The organism is Methylocaldum sp. RMAD-M (assembly GCF_017832375.1).
GTDB lineage: Bacteria > Pseudomonadota > Gammaproteobacteria > Methylococcales > Methylococcaceae > Methylocaldum.
Genome location: NZ_JAFIBZ010000013.1, coordinates 90,108 through 104,065 on the forward strand (window position 1 = coordinate 90,108; position 13,958 = coordinate 104,065).

Sequence of the window (13,958 nt, forward strand, 5' to 3'; positions counted from 1 at the left end):
CTATCGCCCCGTTTTTCGCTTCCTTGAATCCATGCAGCTTCCTAATTTCGACTCGGCCCGCATCCTGGTCGTCGGCGACTTAATGCTCGATCGCTACTGGCACGGCGGCACTTCCCGCATTTCGCCGGAGGCTCCGGTTCCGGTCGTACTGGTAAATGGCGTCGAGGAACGATTGGGTGGTGCGGGCAACGTCGCCCTCAATCTTGCGACATTTGGGACGCAAACCAGCCTCATCGGTTATTGTGGGCGCGACGAAGCCGGACAGAATCTTATCGCTCTCCTGCAATCCGCCGGTATCGACTGTGTTGTGGAGCAAATTCCGGGACGGCCGACCATCACCAAGCTCAGAGTGCTGAGCCGCCATCAACAGCTCATCCGGCTGGACTTCGAGGACCGCTTTCATGACGTCCCGTCGGCCCATCTCCTCGCGAATTTCGCCGGGAAGTTGAACGAGGCCGATGTCGTGGTACTCTCCGACTACGGCAAGGGAACCCTCAATTCAGTTCAGGAACTGATTCAACTCGCCGGAGAAGCGGGCAAAATGATTTTAGTAGACCCAAAGGGCACCGATTTCGATCGATACCGCGGCGCCACCCTCATTACTCCCAATCGCAGCGAATTTGAGGCCGTGGCCGGACCTTGCCGGGATGATCATGAACTGGCGGATAAGGGCCTTGGCCTGCTGGAAAAGCTCGAGCTAAAGGCCCTCTTGATTACACGCGGCGAACACGGGATGACTTTGCTGCGACGCGGCGAATCCCCCCGGCATTTGCCAGCCCACGCCAAAGAGGTCTACGATGTAACCGGAGCCGGCGATACTGTCATATCGACTCTCGCCGCAGCTCTGGCGGCGGGCGCATCGCTGGAGGATGCCACGGGTCTTGCAAATCTCGCCGCCGGAATCGTCGTGGGCAAGCTAGGGACGGCAAGCGTGACTCTCGAAGAATTGGATGACGCCCTGCACGGTCAGCGCGCCCATCATCGCGGCGCGATCGAGCTCGACGAACTTTTGCCTTTGCTCGGCACGGCGCGACGCAAAGGAGAGAAGATCGTCGTCACCAACGGATGCTTCGACATCCTGCATCCCGGCCATATCCAATACCTCCAGCAAGCCCGAGCTCTGGGTGACCGGCTTATCGTGCTGGTCAACAGCGACGCCTCGGTAAGACGCCTCAAGGGCAGCGGCCGCCCGGTCAATCCGCTCGAACATCGCATGACCATGCTGGCGGCTCTCGAATGCGTCGATTGGGTCGTGCCGTTCGAAGAAGATACGCCGCGCGACGTCATCGGACGCCTGCTGCCCGATATTCTCGTGAAAGGCGGCGACTACAAAGACATCACCGAAATAGCCGGCCACGATCATGTTCTGGCCAACGGAGGAGAAGTCAGGATTCTGGATTTTCTAGGCGATTATTCGACCACCCGAATCATTCAAGCCATACGCAATACCTGAACATGTCTGATCACGCCCGTTTAACGGACAGAATGGTGGACGCGCTTCGCGTTCCCCCTTATTCCATCCACGCCGAGCAATCCGTACTCGGCGGTCTCATGCTCGACAACCAAACCTGGGACGTCGTGGCCGACCGGGTGGGAGAAGAGGATTTCTACCGCAAGGATCACAAACTGATATTCCGCGCGATCAAGCAGCTTGCGGAAAAACAGACGCCGTTCGACGTCGTCACCCTGTCGGAAGTCCTGGAAAAAACCGGTTCGCTGGAAGAAGCGGGCGGACTCGCCTATCTCGCGATGATGGCCAAGGAGACGCCCAGCGCCGCCAATATCTCGTCCTATGCCGATATCGTGCGTGAAAAGTCGGTATTGCGGCAGCTGATCCATGCAGGTACCGAAATCGCCGATTCAGCCTTCCAGCCGGAAAATCGCGATTTGGCCCTGTTGCTCGAAACAGCCGAGCAAAAGGTTTTTCAGATCGCCGATCAGCGGCGGCGCGGCGGAGTCGGCTTCAAGCCGATCAAGTCGCTCTTGTCGGCCGCCATAGACCGAATCGAGATGCTCTTCCACAAGGAAGGCCACATCACTGGCGCGAGCACCGGTTTCGCCGATTTCGACGAAATGACTTCTGGCATGCAAGCCTCCGATCTCATCATCATCGCCGGCCGCCCATCCATGGGAAAGACCACCTTCGCCATGAACATTGCCGAAAACGTGGCCATCAAGGAGCAGGTTCCGGTAGCCGTATTCAGCATGGAAATGCCGGGCGAACAACTGGCCATGCGCATGATGTCGTCTCTGGGCCGCATCGACCAGCACCGGGTGCGCACCGGAAAGCTGGAGGACGACGAATGGCCGCGCATGACTTCCGCCATCAATATCCTGGCGGAAACCAAGCTGTTCATCGACGACACCCCTGCCCTGACACCCACCGAAGTCCGCGCCCGTTGCCGCCGCCTGGCACGCGAGCACGGTCAACTCGGATTGGTGGTGCTCGACTATCTTCAGCTCATGCAGTGCTCCGGCGGCGAAAACCGTGTGGCGGAGATCTCGGAAATTTCCCGCTCGCTCAAGGCATTGGCCAAGGAGCTGAACGTTCCGGTGATCGCCCTTTCGCAGCTCAACCGCAATCTCGAACAGCGCCCCAATAAACGGCCGGTTCCATCCGACCTGCGCGAATCGGGCTCGATCGAGCAGGACGCGGACCTGATCGTGTTCATCTACCGCGACGAGGTCTATCACCCCGATTCCTCCGACAAGGGCACCGCCGAAATCATCATCGCGAAACAGCGTAACGGCCCGATCGGAACCGTGCGCCTTACCTTCCTCGGCCAATACACGCGCTTCGAAAACTTTATCTCGGATCCGTACGCGGGCGAGGACTTTTAAGAATGATGCTGTCTGCTTATGCCGAGCTCGATTTGACGGCAGTCACGCATAATCTCACGCGCATTCGAGCGTTTGCGCCGAAAGCGAAAATCATGGCGGTGATCAAGGCCAACGCCTACGGCCACGGGCTGATTCGGATCGCCAAGGTATTGAGCGATGCCGATGCCTTCGCCGTAGCCCGCCTCGGCGAAGGCATCGCCCTTCGCGACGCGGGCATAAGGCAGCGTATCGCCGTGCTTCAAGGCTTCGTCGATAGCGAAGAACTGGAGCTCCATAGTCGCCACGGATTGGAGCCCGTCATCCATTCCCCGTTTCAGGTGGAACTTCTGGAGCAAGTTTCCTCGATGGAGTCGGTATCGGTTTGGTTGAAACTGGATACAGGAATGCACCGGCTCGGCTTGCTGCCGGACGAATTCTCATCCTGTTATTCGAGGCTTCAACGGTGTTCCGCTGTGCGCCAACCTATTCCCGTGATGACTCACTTGGCCAATGCCGACGTTTTTCAGGACACGATTACGGCAATACAGCTGGATTGCTTCAAAAGCGCGCTCCATAACGTTCAAACCGAATGCAGCATCGCCAATTCGGCAGGACTTCTGGCCTGGGATACCGCACGTGTCGAATGGGTCCGCCCCGGAATTGCGCTTTACGGTGTGTCGCCGTTTCCTGGTCGTACCGGTCCGGACGAAGGCCTCAGACCGGTGATGACCTTCCGGAGCCGGCTCATCGCGATAAAGAATCTGAAAGCCGGCGATGCCGTGGGTTATGGCGGTGATTGGATTTGCCCGCGCCCGACTCGCCTCGGAATCGTCTCGATCGGCTATGGCGACGGTTATCCTCGCCACGCGCAGTCAGGCACGCCGGTGCTGGTTCGTGGTCGGCGGGCAAGCCTGATCGGACGCGTTTCCATGGATATGATCAGCCTCGATCTCACGGATTGCCCCGACGCTCGGGTTGGGGATGAAGTCACTCTATGGGGCAAAGGCCTGCCCGTCGAGGAAATCGCTCAATACGCCTCGACTATTCCCTATGCCCTGCTCTGCGGCGTCACACCGCGGGTCAAGATGGTCGAACGGTGGGAATAGCACGTATTTTTTGATCGGATCGTTCGGCCGATAATCACTCGTCGTCCAAATCGAAGACGTTGTACAAAGGAGCCGTTGTGGCCGAACGCATCGCCAAACCCCAAGTGGGCGCTCCCGACCCGGAGCTGAGGACGTCGCCGATTCTGGAGGAATTCGATGACGATTATCTGGTATTAAAGCAGCAAGTGCCCGGCGAACCGGTTTGTCACTTCAACGACAAACGATATGCTCACGGCACGTATGTTTGTAGCGGCGATACGCTTCTGCGCTGCGATTACGGAGTTTGGATCAGAACCGGCTCTTGCGACCCGGACAATCCTTAATTCCGTTATAACGGCCACCTTGTTCCACTGACGAGAGGATAACGTTATGCCGCAGCACCTTACCGATAAACAGCTCGAAGCATTCCGCAATAGACTCGAAACGCGTCTTGCAGAACTGACCCGAGGCGTTCGTGAAGAAGTCATTCAGTCGGGTCGTCACCACTTTACCGATGTCGCCGGCGAGGTTCACGACTCGGAAGAAGCTTCGGTCGCCAATCTGGTCATCGATATGGAACTGCAAACGATAGATCGGCATATTCAGGAAATTCGCGAGATAGAATCCACTCTCATCCGTATCGGCAGCCGCGAATTCGGCATTTGCGTCGATTGCGAGCAACCGATCGCGTTAGCGCGGCTGGAGGCGAACCCTACGACCGAGCGCTGTATTGCCTGCCAGAGCGCGTACGAGAAGGAACAAGCCTTGACGCATTCACCGTCTCTGTAGATTCTGCCATTCGGCGCCTTTCCGGGTTAAGCTTGCGCCGTCGGAAACGTCAAGACATCCCCGATAGATTCCGCTCGCATCCTGATCATCAGCAGGCGATCCAATCCAAGAGCTATACCCGAGCAATCCGGCAGTCCACTCCTCAGCGCCGCCAGCAAGCGCTCGTCTTTAGCCGGCAAGGGCAAACCGTTTTCTTCTCGGATGACGAGATCCCGATCAAAGCGCTCTTCCTGCTCGACAGCATCGGCCAATTCGTGAAACCCGTTGCCCAACTCCAATCCTTCGAGAAATATCTCCACCCTTTCGACCACAAGCGGGTCGTCCGGCTTTTTTCGCGCAAGGGAAGGAAGAAAAGCGGGGAAATCGTAAACGAAAGTGATCCGCCCTCGCCCGAGATGGGGCTGGACCAGATGACTGAAGAGCAAATCGAGCCAAAGCGAGCGATCTCTGCCGCAAAGCGCCTCAGCCTCGGGAAGATCCCGAACTCTTGAGCGTTCGGAGAGTTCCTCGAACGAGGCCGATAACGGATCGACGCCTACATGCTTACTAAAAAGTTCGCGATAACTAAATCGCTCGGACGCTGCCAAAATCAGGTGATCATGGCAGATTTCTGCCAGCAACGCATCGACCTCGTCGATCAATTCGGCTAAATCGAATCCCACCCTGTACCATTCTAAAAGCGTAAATTCGGGATTGTGATGCCGCCCCGACTCTTCGTTCCGAAAGGCCTTGCAGATCTGGTAGATTGAACCGCTGCCCGCCGCCAGCAGGCGCTTCATTGCAAACTCCGGAGAGGTTTGCAGATAAAGTTGTTCGCCCTCACTACTGCCGGGCCGACGGAGAACGGTCGTGAAAGGATTGAGATTCGGATCGGTAACGCCGGCGCGGCACAGCAGTGGCGTCTCGACTTCCAAGACGTTTCTAGCCGAAAAAAACTGCCGAATTGTCGCAAGCAAAGCTGCCCGATTCTCAAGAGCAGCCAGGGAACAACTGGGACGCCAGTCCGCCATCGTCGGAAGAAACGTCGCTTGAGGTCGGCGGATACGCAGTATCCGCCGTCGAGTGTGACGATAATGTTATTTGACGCGCGACACGTACTCGCCCGTGCGGGTATCGACTTTAATCACCTCGCCGGTCTGCACGAACAGAGGGACTCTCACGACCGCTCCGGTGTCCAGGGTTGCCGGCTTGCCACCGCCGCCCGAGGTATCGCCACGCACCCCGGGATCGGTTTCAACAATCGTCAGCTCCACGAAGTTGGGCGGCGTAACGGAAATGGGAGCGTTGTTGTACAGGGTGACGATGCATACGTCCTGCTCTTTGAGCCATTTCTTGGCATCGCCCACCACGTCGCTATCAGCGGCATACTGTTCGAAACTCTCCGGAACCATAAAGTGCCATTGCTCGCCATCGTTGTACAAATATTGCATTTCCGTATCGACGACGTCCGCACCTTCCAATGTTTCTCCGGATTTGAACGTGCGCTCGATGACACGCCCGGTCTTGAGATTGCGGAGCTTTACGCGGTTAAATGCCTGCCCCTTACCAGGCTTGACGAATTCGTTCTCGATGATCGAACACGGATCGCCGTCGAGCATCACTTTTAAGCCGCCCTTGAATTCATTGGTGCTGAATGTCGCCATTCTCTCCTCGTTCGCTTCAGTTAACTCAAAAAATACCGGGCATTATAATGTACGGCTTTGTCCTAAGAAACCCGACGTCTCTATGAAAACGCCCTGGCAGGCCGAGCTGGCCGACTCATTTACCAAACCCGCCGACCTCTTCGCTTTCTTGGAGTTGGATGAGATCCATCAACCGGAATTCCTGGAGGCGACGGACCGTTTTTCGTTTCGCGTTACGCAAAGCTACGCTCGGCGCATGAGCAAACGCAATCCTCGCGACCCGCTTTTGCTTCAAGTGTTGCCCGATGCGCAGGAACTGATCGACCATCCGAACTTTGCAAACGATCCGGTGGGAGACTTAAAAGCCGTGACCGCCCCGGGAGTGCTGCACAAATACCATGGACGAATGTTGCTGATCACCACCGGTGCGTGCGCCATCCACTGCCGTTATTGCTTCAGGCGAAATTTTCCGTACGACGCGAACATGATCGGCAAACGGCAGGAACAGGATGCCGTTGACGCCATTCGGAGCGACCTAAGTATCAACGAAGTGATTCTCAGCGGCGGGGATCCTTTGGTGCTGAGCGACGAACGCTTGGCCCAGTTAATCCAAAAAATCGGGGAGATACAGCACATCAGGCGACTTCGAATTCACACGCGCCTCCCGGTAGTTCTACCGAACCGCATCACAACCGAACTTATCGCCGCGCTGACGGAGGCTCGTTTAAAAAGCGTGGTCGTCATTCACGCCAATCACGCGAACGAGTTCGATCACGACGTCAACGATGCGTTAAACGCACTCCAAAAGGCCGGAATTACACTCCTTAACCAGACCGTATTGTTAAAAGGCGTGAACGACGATGCCGAAACCCTTGTTCGACTGAGTGAAACACTTTTCGAGAACGGCGTGCTGCCGTATTACCTGCACGTACTGGACAAGGCGCAAGGGACCAGCCATTTCGACCTGTCGACGGAAGATGCGTTAGCGATTTACCAAGTCATGAGGGAAGCATTGCCTGGTTATCTGCTTCCCAAACTCGTTCGGGAGGAGGTGGGCCGACCGTACAAGACGCCGGTCGGATAAGATTTCAAAACTCCGGAAAAGCCATCAGCGGAGCCGGAACCCCGCCACGTCGGAAGTATCGACTTATTTAGTCGACGGCTTTCATGCTGAGACGAACCCTTCCCTGACGGTCGATCTCAAGAACCTTAACTTTGACGATGTCGCCCTCGGCCAGCTTATCGCTGACTTTCTCCACGTGTTCGTCCGAAATCTGCGAAATATGGACCAGCCCGTCCTTACCAGGGAGAATCGTAACGAATGCGCCGAAATCCATCAGCCGGGCGACACGGCCTTCGTAAACTTTCCCAACCTCGACTTCGGCCGTGATCGCTTCGATACGGCGACGCGCCTCCATTCCGGCTTCCTTGTCGACCGAAGCCACTTTAACGACACCGTCGTCGCTAATATCGATGCTGGCTCCCGTCTCTTCGGTGATCGCACGAATCGTCGCGCCGCCTTTGCCGATGACATCGCGAATCTTGCTCGGATCGATGGTGAAACTCATGATGCGCGGCGCAAAATCCGACATCTCCTTCCGGGGAGCCGGCAAAGCCTCCGCCATTTTCGCCAAAATATGCAAACGCCCTTCTTTGGCCTGCTCGAGCGCCTGCCGCATGATTTCCGGCGTGATGCCGTCGATCTTGATGTCCATTTGCAATGCGGTCACGCCGTCGCTGGAGCCGGCGACCTTAAAATCCATATCGCCGAGGTGATCCTCGTCGCCCATGATGTCCGAGAGCACCGCAAAATGATCGCCTTCTTTGATCAAGCCCATGGCGATCCCGGCAACGGGAGCCTTGGTCGGAACCCCGGCATCCATCAGTGCCAAGCTGGTTCCGCACACCGACGCCATCGAACTGGAGCCGTTGGATTCGGTAATTTCAGAAACGACTCGAATCACGTAGGGGAAGCTTTCCGGAGCGGGCATGATGGCCTGCACGCCGCGCTTCGCCAGCCTGCCGTGTCCGATTTCACGCCGTTTCGGCGCGCCTATCGGGCCGATCTCTCCCACGCAGAAAGGCGGGAAATTGTAGTGCAACATGAAGGATTCTTTATATTCGCCTTCTATTGCATCGATCAATTGAGCATCGCGTCCCGTACCCAAGGTGGCAACCACCAGGGCCTGAGTCTCGCCGCGGGTGAACAGTGCGGAACCGTGAGTACGCGGCAGTACGCCTGTACGTATCGTAATCGGCCGTACGGTCTTCAAATCCCGTCCGTCTATGCGTTTGGATTCGTTCAGAATCCGCCACCGGACCACATCCGATTCCAATTTTTCCAGCATGCCTCGAACGGCGTTCTCGGCATAATTCCCGCCCGCCGTCAAAGCATCGATCGTTGCTTTGCGAATTTCTCTGAGTTTCTGCTGACGAGTCTGCTTATCGGCTGTCTGATAAGCTTCGGCAATCTGCGCTGCCGACAAATCCTTAACGGCCTGGTATAAGGCCGCGTTGGCAGCGGGTGGCTCCCAGTTCCATGGCGTGACACCCACGGTCTCGGCCAGTTCATGGATCGCCTTGATAGCCGTCTGCATATGCTCGTGGCCGAACAACACGGCTCCGAGCATGACTTCTTCCGGAAGCATATCGGCTTCGGACTCGACCATCAGAACCGCCTTTTCCGTACCGGCAACGACCAAGTCCAGCTTTGAATCTTCAAGAACCGAACCGGAAGGATTGAGCACGAATTGGCCATCGATATAGCCGACGCGCGCTGCGCCGATCGGTCCTTGGAAAGGCATGCCCGAAAGCACCAGAGCCGCGGATGCCCCCAGCATCGAGGGAATATCCGGATCGACTTCGGGATTCAGGGAGAGAACCGTGGCAACGACCTGAACCTCGTTGGTGAATCCTTCCGGGAAAAGCGGACGAATGGGCCGGTCGATCAAGCGCGCGGTGAGGGTTTCTTTCTCACTCGGCCGTCCCTCGCGCTTGAAAAAGCCGCCGGGGATGCGACCCGCCGCGTAGGCTTTCTCCTGATAGTTGACGGTCAGGGGGAAGAAATCGGTCTCGGGCGACGCCTCTTTCTCGCCAACGGCAGTGACCAAAACCACGGTTCCGGCCATATCCACCATAACGGCGGCATCCGTCTGGCGCGCAATTTCGCCGGTCTCGAAGGTAACGAGATATTCGCCGTACTTAAACTGTTTCCGAATCGGATTCACAATAATACCTTTACCGGGTGAACAACTATTTACGTAGACCCAATCGTTCAATCAAAGTCCGATAACGGTCGGAGTCCTTGCTCTTTAAGTAATCCAACAATTTGCGACGTCGATTGACCAAGCGCAACAAGCCGCGCCGCGAATGGTGATCTTTCTTGTGTTTAACGAAATGCGGAGTAAGGTGGTTAATCCGGGCGGTAAGCAGGGCCACCTGAACTTCCGGCGAGCCGGTGTCGTTCGTCGCTCGCTGATATTCTTGCATCACAGCGCTCTTGTCTGCTGTTTCAAAGGCCATTTTTTTCTCCTGAACAAACTTGTTTAACTTAATAAACTCACAATTGTAACTGTAGCTCTAGATGCGTTTCAATCGAAACGCCAACGAACTCAGAGTAATTTACGATCTAAGAGCCACCCTATTAAGATAGCTCCTGAACATCGCTCTGAACCGCCTTGACCAAACGCCGCGGTGTCACCCGTCCGTCGTCAAGAATCTCGCCCACTCCCATGAAAACAGATTGTTTTGCATACAATCTAACCCATCCATGCTTCGGCGCTTTAGGAACTAAAACGGCTTGGCCCTTTCGCACATAAAAACCGAGTTCGTCACTCAATTGAACCGCCGGCAAGGCGGATACGATGCGATCCATCGGGAGAACCAGTCCCAGCAATTCGCTTTCATCGAGTGTTTCCATACTTTCCAGCGTGTGAGAGTCGGCAATCGATAAGTCTCCTACCCCCGTACGTCTCAACATCTCGACATGGCCGCCGCAACCCAACGCTTTGCCGACGTCCTCGGCAAGGGTCCGGATATATGTGCCTTTCGAACACGCGACGTCCAATTGCAGACTCGACGAATCGAACCCCAGCAGCTTCAATTCATGAATGACCACTCGACGGGGTTCCCGTTCCACCTCGATGCCTTGGCGGGCCAAATCGTAAAGGCGTCGCCCTTGATGCTTGAGCGCAGAGTACATCGGCGGAACCTGAAGGATCTCGCCGCGGAATCCAGCCAGAACCTGCTCAACCACGTCCTCGCTCAGTGGCTTCACGGCCTTCGTCTCGACAATCTCGCCCTCGGAATCTCCGGTAAGTGTCGCTATCCCAAGGCGAACCTTCACCCGATAACGTTTGTCCGTATTCAGGAGAAACCCCGACAATTTCGTCGCTTCGCCCAAACAAATCGGGAGCAAACCGCTGGCGAGCGGATCGAGGCTTCCGGTATGACCGGCCTTTTGCGCTTTCAAAATCCGCTTGACCTTTTGCAGTGCCGCGTTTGACGTCATACCGGAAGCTTTGTCCAACAGCACAATGCCGTTAATGGACCGCAAATCGTTGCGGCGACTCATCGCTACCACCTATTCGCCGCTTTTCGGCTCTTCATGCAGCCGATCCAGGAGTGCATCCATATGCATGCCGCGCTCGATCGAATCGTCGTAGACGAAATGGATCTCGGGCATATTACGGATGCGAAGGCGCTTTCCCAGTTCGCGACGCAGCATCGGGACCATCGTCGATAAGAGCGCCACACATTTTTCGGCCGGCTCCTTGGCTCCCAAGAAAGTCACGAAAACTTTGGCTACAGCAAGATCACGGCTTACTACGGCATCGCTCACGGTAACCATTCCAAGGCGAGGTTCTTTTACCTGCGTCCGAATAAGATCCGCCAATTCCCTTTGGAGCTGCGAGGCAACCCGGTCGCTCCGTTTAAACTCTCTCGGCATATGAACTTAGACCGTCTCGATACTGAATCGTCTAGCGTTGCACTTGCACTTTTTCGAACACTTCGATCTGGTCGCCGACCTTGACGTCGTTGTAGTTCTTTATGCCCATACCGCACTCCATGCCCGCTTTGACCTCGCCGACGTCCTCTTTGAAGCGGCGCAGAGAATCCAACTGCCCTTCGAAGACCACCACGTTGTCTCGTAACACGCGGATCGGCAGATTCCGTTTTACGTGGCCGTCCAGCACCATGCAGCCGGCGATAGCACCGAATTTCGGATGACGGAACACGTCCCTAACCTCGGCAACGCCGACGATCTGCTCCTTGAACTCGGGTTCCAGCATCCCGCTGATGGACTTCTTGATTTCGTCGATCACATCGTAAATCACACTGTAATAGTGTAAATCGATGCCCCGCTCCTCAATGATCTTGCGCGCACCCGCATCGGCACGGACGTTGAATCCGATGATGATCGCGTTGGACGCCAAAGCAAGATTGGCGTCGGATTCGTTGATGCCGCCGACACCACCGGCAATGACTTTCACTTTGACCTTATCAGTCGAAAGGTCCGTCACCGACGCTCTCAGCGCTTCAAGACTGCCTTGCACGTCGGCCTTGATGATCAGGTTCAGATCCACGCTTTCGCCGCTTTCCATGCGCGAGAAGACATCCTCGAGCTTGGTCGCCTGCTGCGCCGCCAATTTACTGACACGCAGTTTTTCTTCACGATGCAAGGCGATCTCACGCGCCTTACGCTCGTCGGCAACGACGATGAATTCATCGCCGGCGTTCGGCGCGCCCGACAGCCCCAGCACCTCGACGGGCATCGACGGTCCGGCCTCTTTCACTGGCTTGCCATTTTCGTTGAACATGGCCCTGACACGCCCGAATTCCATGCCGCACAGGATAAAATCGCCCTTCTTCAACTGTCCACGCTGCACGAGAATGTCTGCCACTGGCCCTCGCCCTTTCTCGAGCTTCGATTCCAATACCACGCCGCTTGCGGGTATCTCGAAAGGCGTTCTGAGCTCAAGAACCTCAGCCTGCACGAGAATGGCGTCGAGCAATGCGTCGATACCCTGACCGGTCTTGGCGGAAACACTCACGAATTGGGTGTCCCCACCCCATTCTTCCGGGACCACATTGAGCCCGGTTAGTTCTTGTTTTACTCGATCCGGATCGGCTTCCGGTTTATCGATCTTGTTGACTGCCACGACCAGGGGAACATTGGCGGCGCGGGAGTGCTCCACGGCTTCGCGAGTTTGCGGCATCACGCCGTCGTCGGCAGCGACCACCAGCACCACGATATCCGTGACCTTGGCACCGCGTGCACGCATCGCCGTAAACGCGGCATGGCCAGGCGTATCCAAGAAAGTCACCGCGCCGTGATCCGTCTTGACCTGATAAGCGCCGATGTGCTGGGTAATGCCACCCGCCTCGCTGGCCGCGACGCGGCTCTTGCGAATATAGTCGAGCAATGAAGTCTTGCCGTGGTCGACGTGTCCCATGATGGTTACCACCGGAGCTCTCGGCAACTGCTCAATCTCCTCAGCCACCGACATGGTAGCCATAATCTCGGCCTCCAGAGCGTTTTCGACCTGCGGTATGGCCTTATGGCCCAACTCTTCGACCACCAAAGTGGCGGTATCTTGATCGAGTACTTGGTTGATGGTGGCCATCACTCCCATTCCCATCAACGTTTTGATGACTTCGGTCGCCTTAATGGACATCCGCTGGGCCAAATCCGATACCGTAATGGATGCGGGAATGGCGACCTCACGCACCACCGGGGCGGTTGGCTTCTCAAATCCGTGCCGGGCTTCCGGAAATGCAACAGGGCCTTTGGTGACTTTAAGCTTTTTCTTTTTATCTTTTCTTGCGTCATCGAGACCAAAGGGCTCACGAGCACCTTCGCTTCGGCCTTTAGGACGTTCAACGCCCGGCTTCTTTTTGGCACGTTTGGCTTCTGACTCTAAATGACGTGGGAGCTCCACCTCTTCCCGCTCGGCCGACACAGGCGGAACGACCGGTTTTTTAGGCGCAGGTATTTCTGCCGCGGGTGCGGGCGGCTCACGCTCTTCCACACTCACTGCTTTTTCGGTACGCTGCTGCTCTTCGACCAGACGTCGAGCCTCCTCCCGCTGCCTCTCTTCTTCCGCTCGTCTAGCCTCTTCGAGCAAACGCTGTTGCTCGGCGGCTCTCTCCGCTTCTTCGCGCTTCCTTCTCTCTTCTTCTTCCAAAGCCTTACGACGGACTTCTTCCTGCTGAGCGCGCAAAGCCTCCTGGGCTTCAAGTTCTCTCTGCTGGTCCTCGAGTGCCTGCCGCGCCTTTTCCACCTCAGTGCGACGTTCGCTCAGCTCCGGAAGCTCGCTTCGCTTGACATAGGTCCGCTTCTTGCGGACTTCTACGCTGATGGTCTTCACGCCCTTGCCGGGAATCTTGCCTTGCTTAAGCTCGCTAACGGTGCGCCGCTGCAGCGTTACCCGCTTCGGCTCTGCCATTTCCCCCTCGCTTCTGCCGTGGCTCTGCCGCAAATAACTCAGAAATCGAAGCTTTTCAGTATCACTGAGAACATCGTCCGCGTCGCTTTTTTCCAAACCCGCATCGCCCAACTGCGTAAGCAGTCGATCTACCGGAATGCCGACCACATCGGCAAGTTGCCGTACCGTCACATCGCTCATTCTTTCAGCCCCTG

13 protein-coding genes are annotated in these 13,958 nt (G+C 56.4%); 6 read left to right on the forward strand and 7 right to left on the reverse strand.

What is annotated here, in order from left to right:
* Nucleotides 1–31: 31 nt before the first annotated feature.
* The 5 genes from hldE to JOD69_RS14000 all read left to right on the forward strand — a co-directional run bounded on the left by hldE (nucleotide 32) and on the right by JOD69_RS14000 (nucleotide 4,694).
* On the forward strand, nucleotides 32–1,453 hold the full coding sequence (gene hldE / locus JOD69_RS13980) for a bifunctional D-glycero-beta-D-manno-heptose-7-phosphate kinase/D-glycero-beta-D-manno-heptose 1-phosphate adenylyltransferase HldE (RefSeq protein WP_077730519.1): 1,422 nt from the start codon (nucleotides 32–34) through the stop codon (nucleotides 1,451–1,453).
* 2 nt (nucleotides 1,454–1,455) lie between these two features.
* Nucleotides 1,456–2,841 (forward strand): replicative DNA helicase, encoded by a 1,386-nt coding sequence (gene dnaB / locus JOD69_RS13985; RefSeq protein ID WP_077730443.1) that lies wholly within the window; start codon nucleotides 1,456–1,458, stop codon nucleotides 2,839–2,841.
* Between the two features lie 2 nt (nucleotides 2,842–2,843).
* Nucleotides 2,844–3,926: an alanine racemase gene (gene alr, locus JOD69_RS13990; protein WP_077730442.1), complete on the forward strand. Its 1,083-nt coding sequence runs from the start codon at nucleotides 2,844–2,846 to the stop codon at nucleotides 3,924–3,926.
* A 77-nt stretch (nucleotides 3,927–4,003) separates the two neighbouring features.
* A complete protein-coding gene (locus tag JOD69_RS13995) occupies nucleotides 4,004–4,249 on the forward strand; it encodes a DUF1496 domain-containing protein (protein ID WP_077730518.1) in 246 nt (81 codons plus the stop codon).
* A 46-nt stretch (nucleotides 4,250–4,295) separates the two neighbouring features.
* Nucleotides 4,296–4,694, forward strand: coding sequence for a TraR/DksA family transcriptional regulator (locus JOD69_RS14000; RefSeq protein ID WP_077730441.1), 399 nt, complete (start codon nucleotides 4,296–4,298; stop codon nucleotides 4,692–4,694).
* Nucleotides 4,695–4,720: 26 nt separating this feature from the next.
* On the opposite strand, the gene epmA is transcribed toward JOD69_RS14000, so the two are convergent.
* Together epmA and efp are read right to left on the reverse strand one after the other, a co-directional pair.
* The gene (gene epmA / locus JOD69_RS14005; protein WP_086134388.1) at nucleotides 4,721–5,704 is read right to left on the reverse strand and encodes an EF-P lysine aminoacylase EpmA; all 984 of its coding nucleotides are present in this window, start codon (nucleotides 5,702–5,704) and stop codon (nucleotides 4,721–4,723) included.
* 66 nt (nucleotides 5,705–5,770) lie between these two features.
* Complete coding sequence (gene efp, locus JOD69_RS14010; RefSeq protein ID WP_077730439.1) at nucleotides 5,771–6,337, reverse strand: elongation factor P; 567 nt, start codon at nucleotides 6,335–6,337, stop codon at nucleotides 5,771–5,773.
* Between the two features lie 82 nt (nucleotides 6,338–6,419).
* On the opposite strand from efp, the gene epmB reads away from it, so the two are divergent.
* Complete coding sequence (gene epmB, locus JOD69_RS14015) at nucleotides 6,420–7,400, forward strand: EF-P beta-lysylation protein EpmB (RefSeq protein ID WP_086134389.1); 981 nt, start codon at nucleotides 6,420–6,422, stop codon at nucleotides 7,398–7,400.
* Nucleotides 7,401–7,467: 67 nt separating this feature from the next.
* Here the strand turns inward: epmB and pnp are convergent, their stop codons facing one another.
* The 5 genes from pnp to infB all read right to left on the reverse strand — a co-directional run bounded on the left by pnp (nucleotide 7,468) and on the right by infB (nucleotide 13,944).
* A complete protein-coding gene (gene pnp / locus JOD69_RS14020; protein WP_240507007.1) occupies nucleotides 7,468–9,549 on the reverse strand; it encodes a polyribonucleotide nucleotidyltransferase in 2,082 nt (693 codons plus the stop codon).
* Nucleotides 9,550–9,568: 19 nt separating this feature from the next.
* Nucleotides 9,569–9,838, reverse strand: a complete 270-nt coding sequence (gene rpsO, locus JOD69_RS14025) for a 30S ribosomal protein S15 (RefSeq protein ID WP_086134391.1) — start codon at nucleotides 9,836–9,838, stop codon at nucleotides 9,569–9,571.
* A gap of 121 nt (nucleotides 9,839–9,959) precedes the next feature.
* Nucleotides 9,960–10,889, reverse strand: coding sequence for a tRNA pseudouridine(55) synthase TruB (gene truB, locus JOD69_RS14030; RefSeq protein WP_077730435.1), 930 nt, complete (start codon nucleotides 10,887–10,889; stop codon nucleotides 9,960–9,962).
* A 9-nt stretch (nucleotides 10,890–10,898) separates the two neighbouring features.
* Nucleotides 10,899–11,264, reverse strand: a complete 366-nt coding sequence (gene rbfA / locus JOD69_RS14035) for a 30S ribosome-binding factor RbfA (RefSeq protein ID WP_086134392.1) — start codon at nucleotides 11,262–11,264, stop codon at nucleotides 10,899–10,901.
* Nucleotides 11,265–11,295: 31 nt separating this feature from the next.
* Entirely contained in the window at nucleotides 11,296–13,944 is a 2,649-nt protein-coding gene (infB, locus tag JOD69_RS14040) for a translation initiation factor IF-2 (RefSeq protein WP_086134393.1), read from the reverse strand.
* Nucleotides 13,945–13,958: the final 14 nt, after the last annotated feature.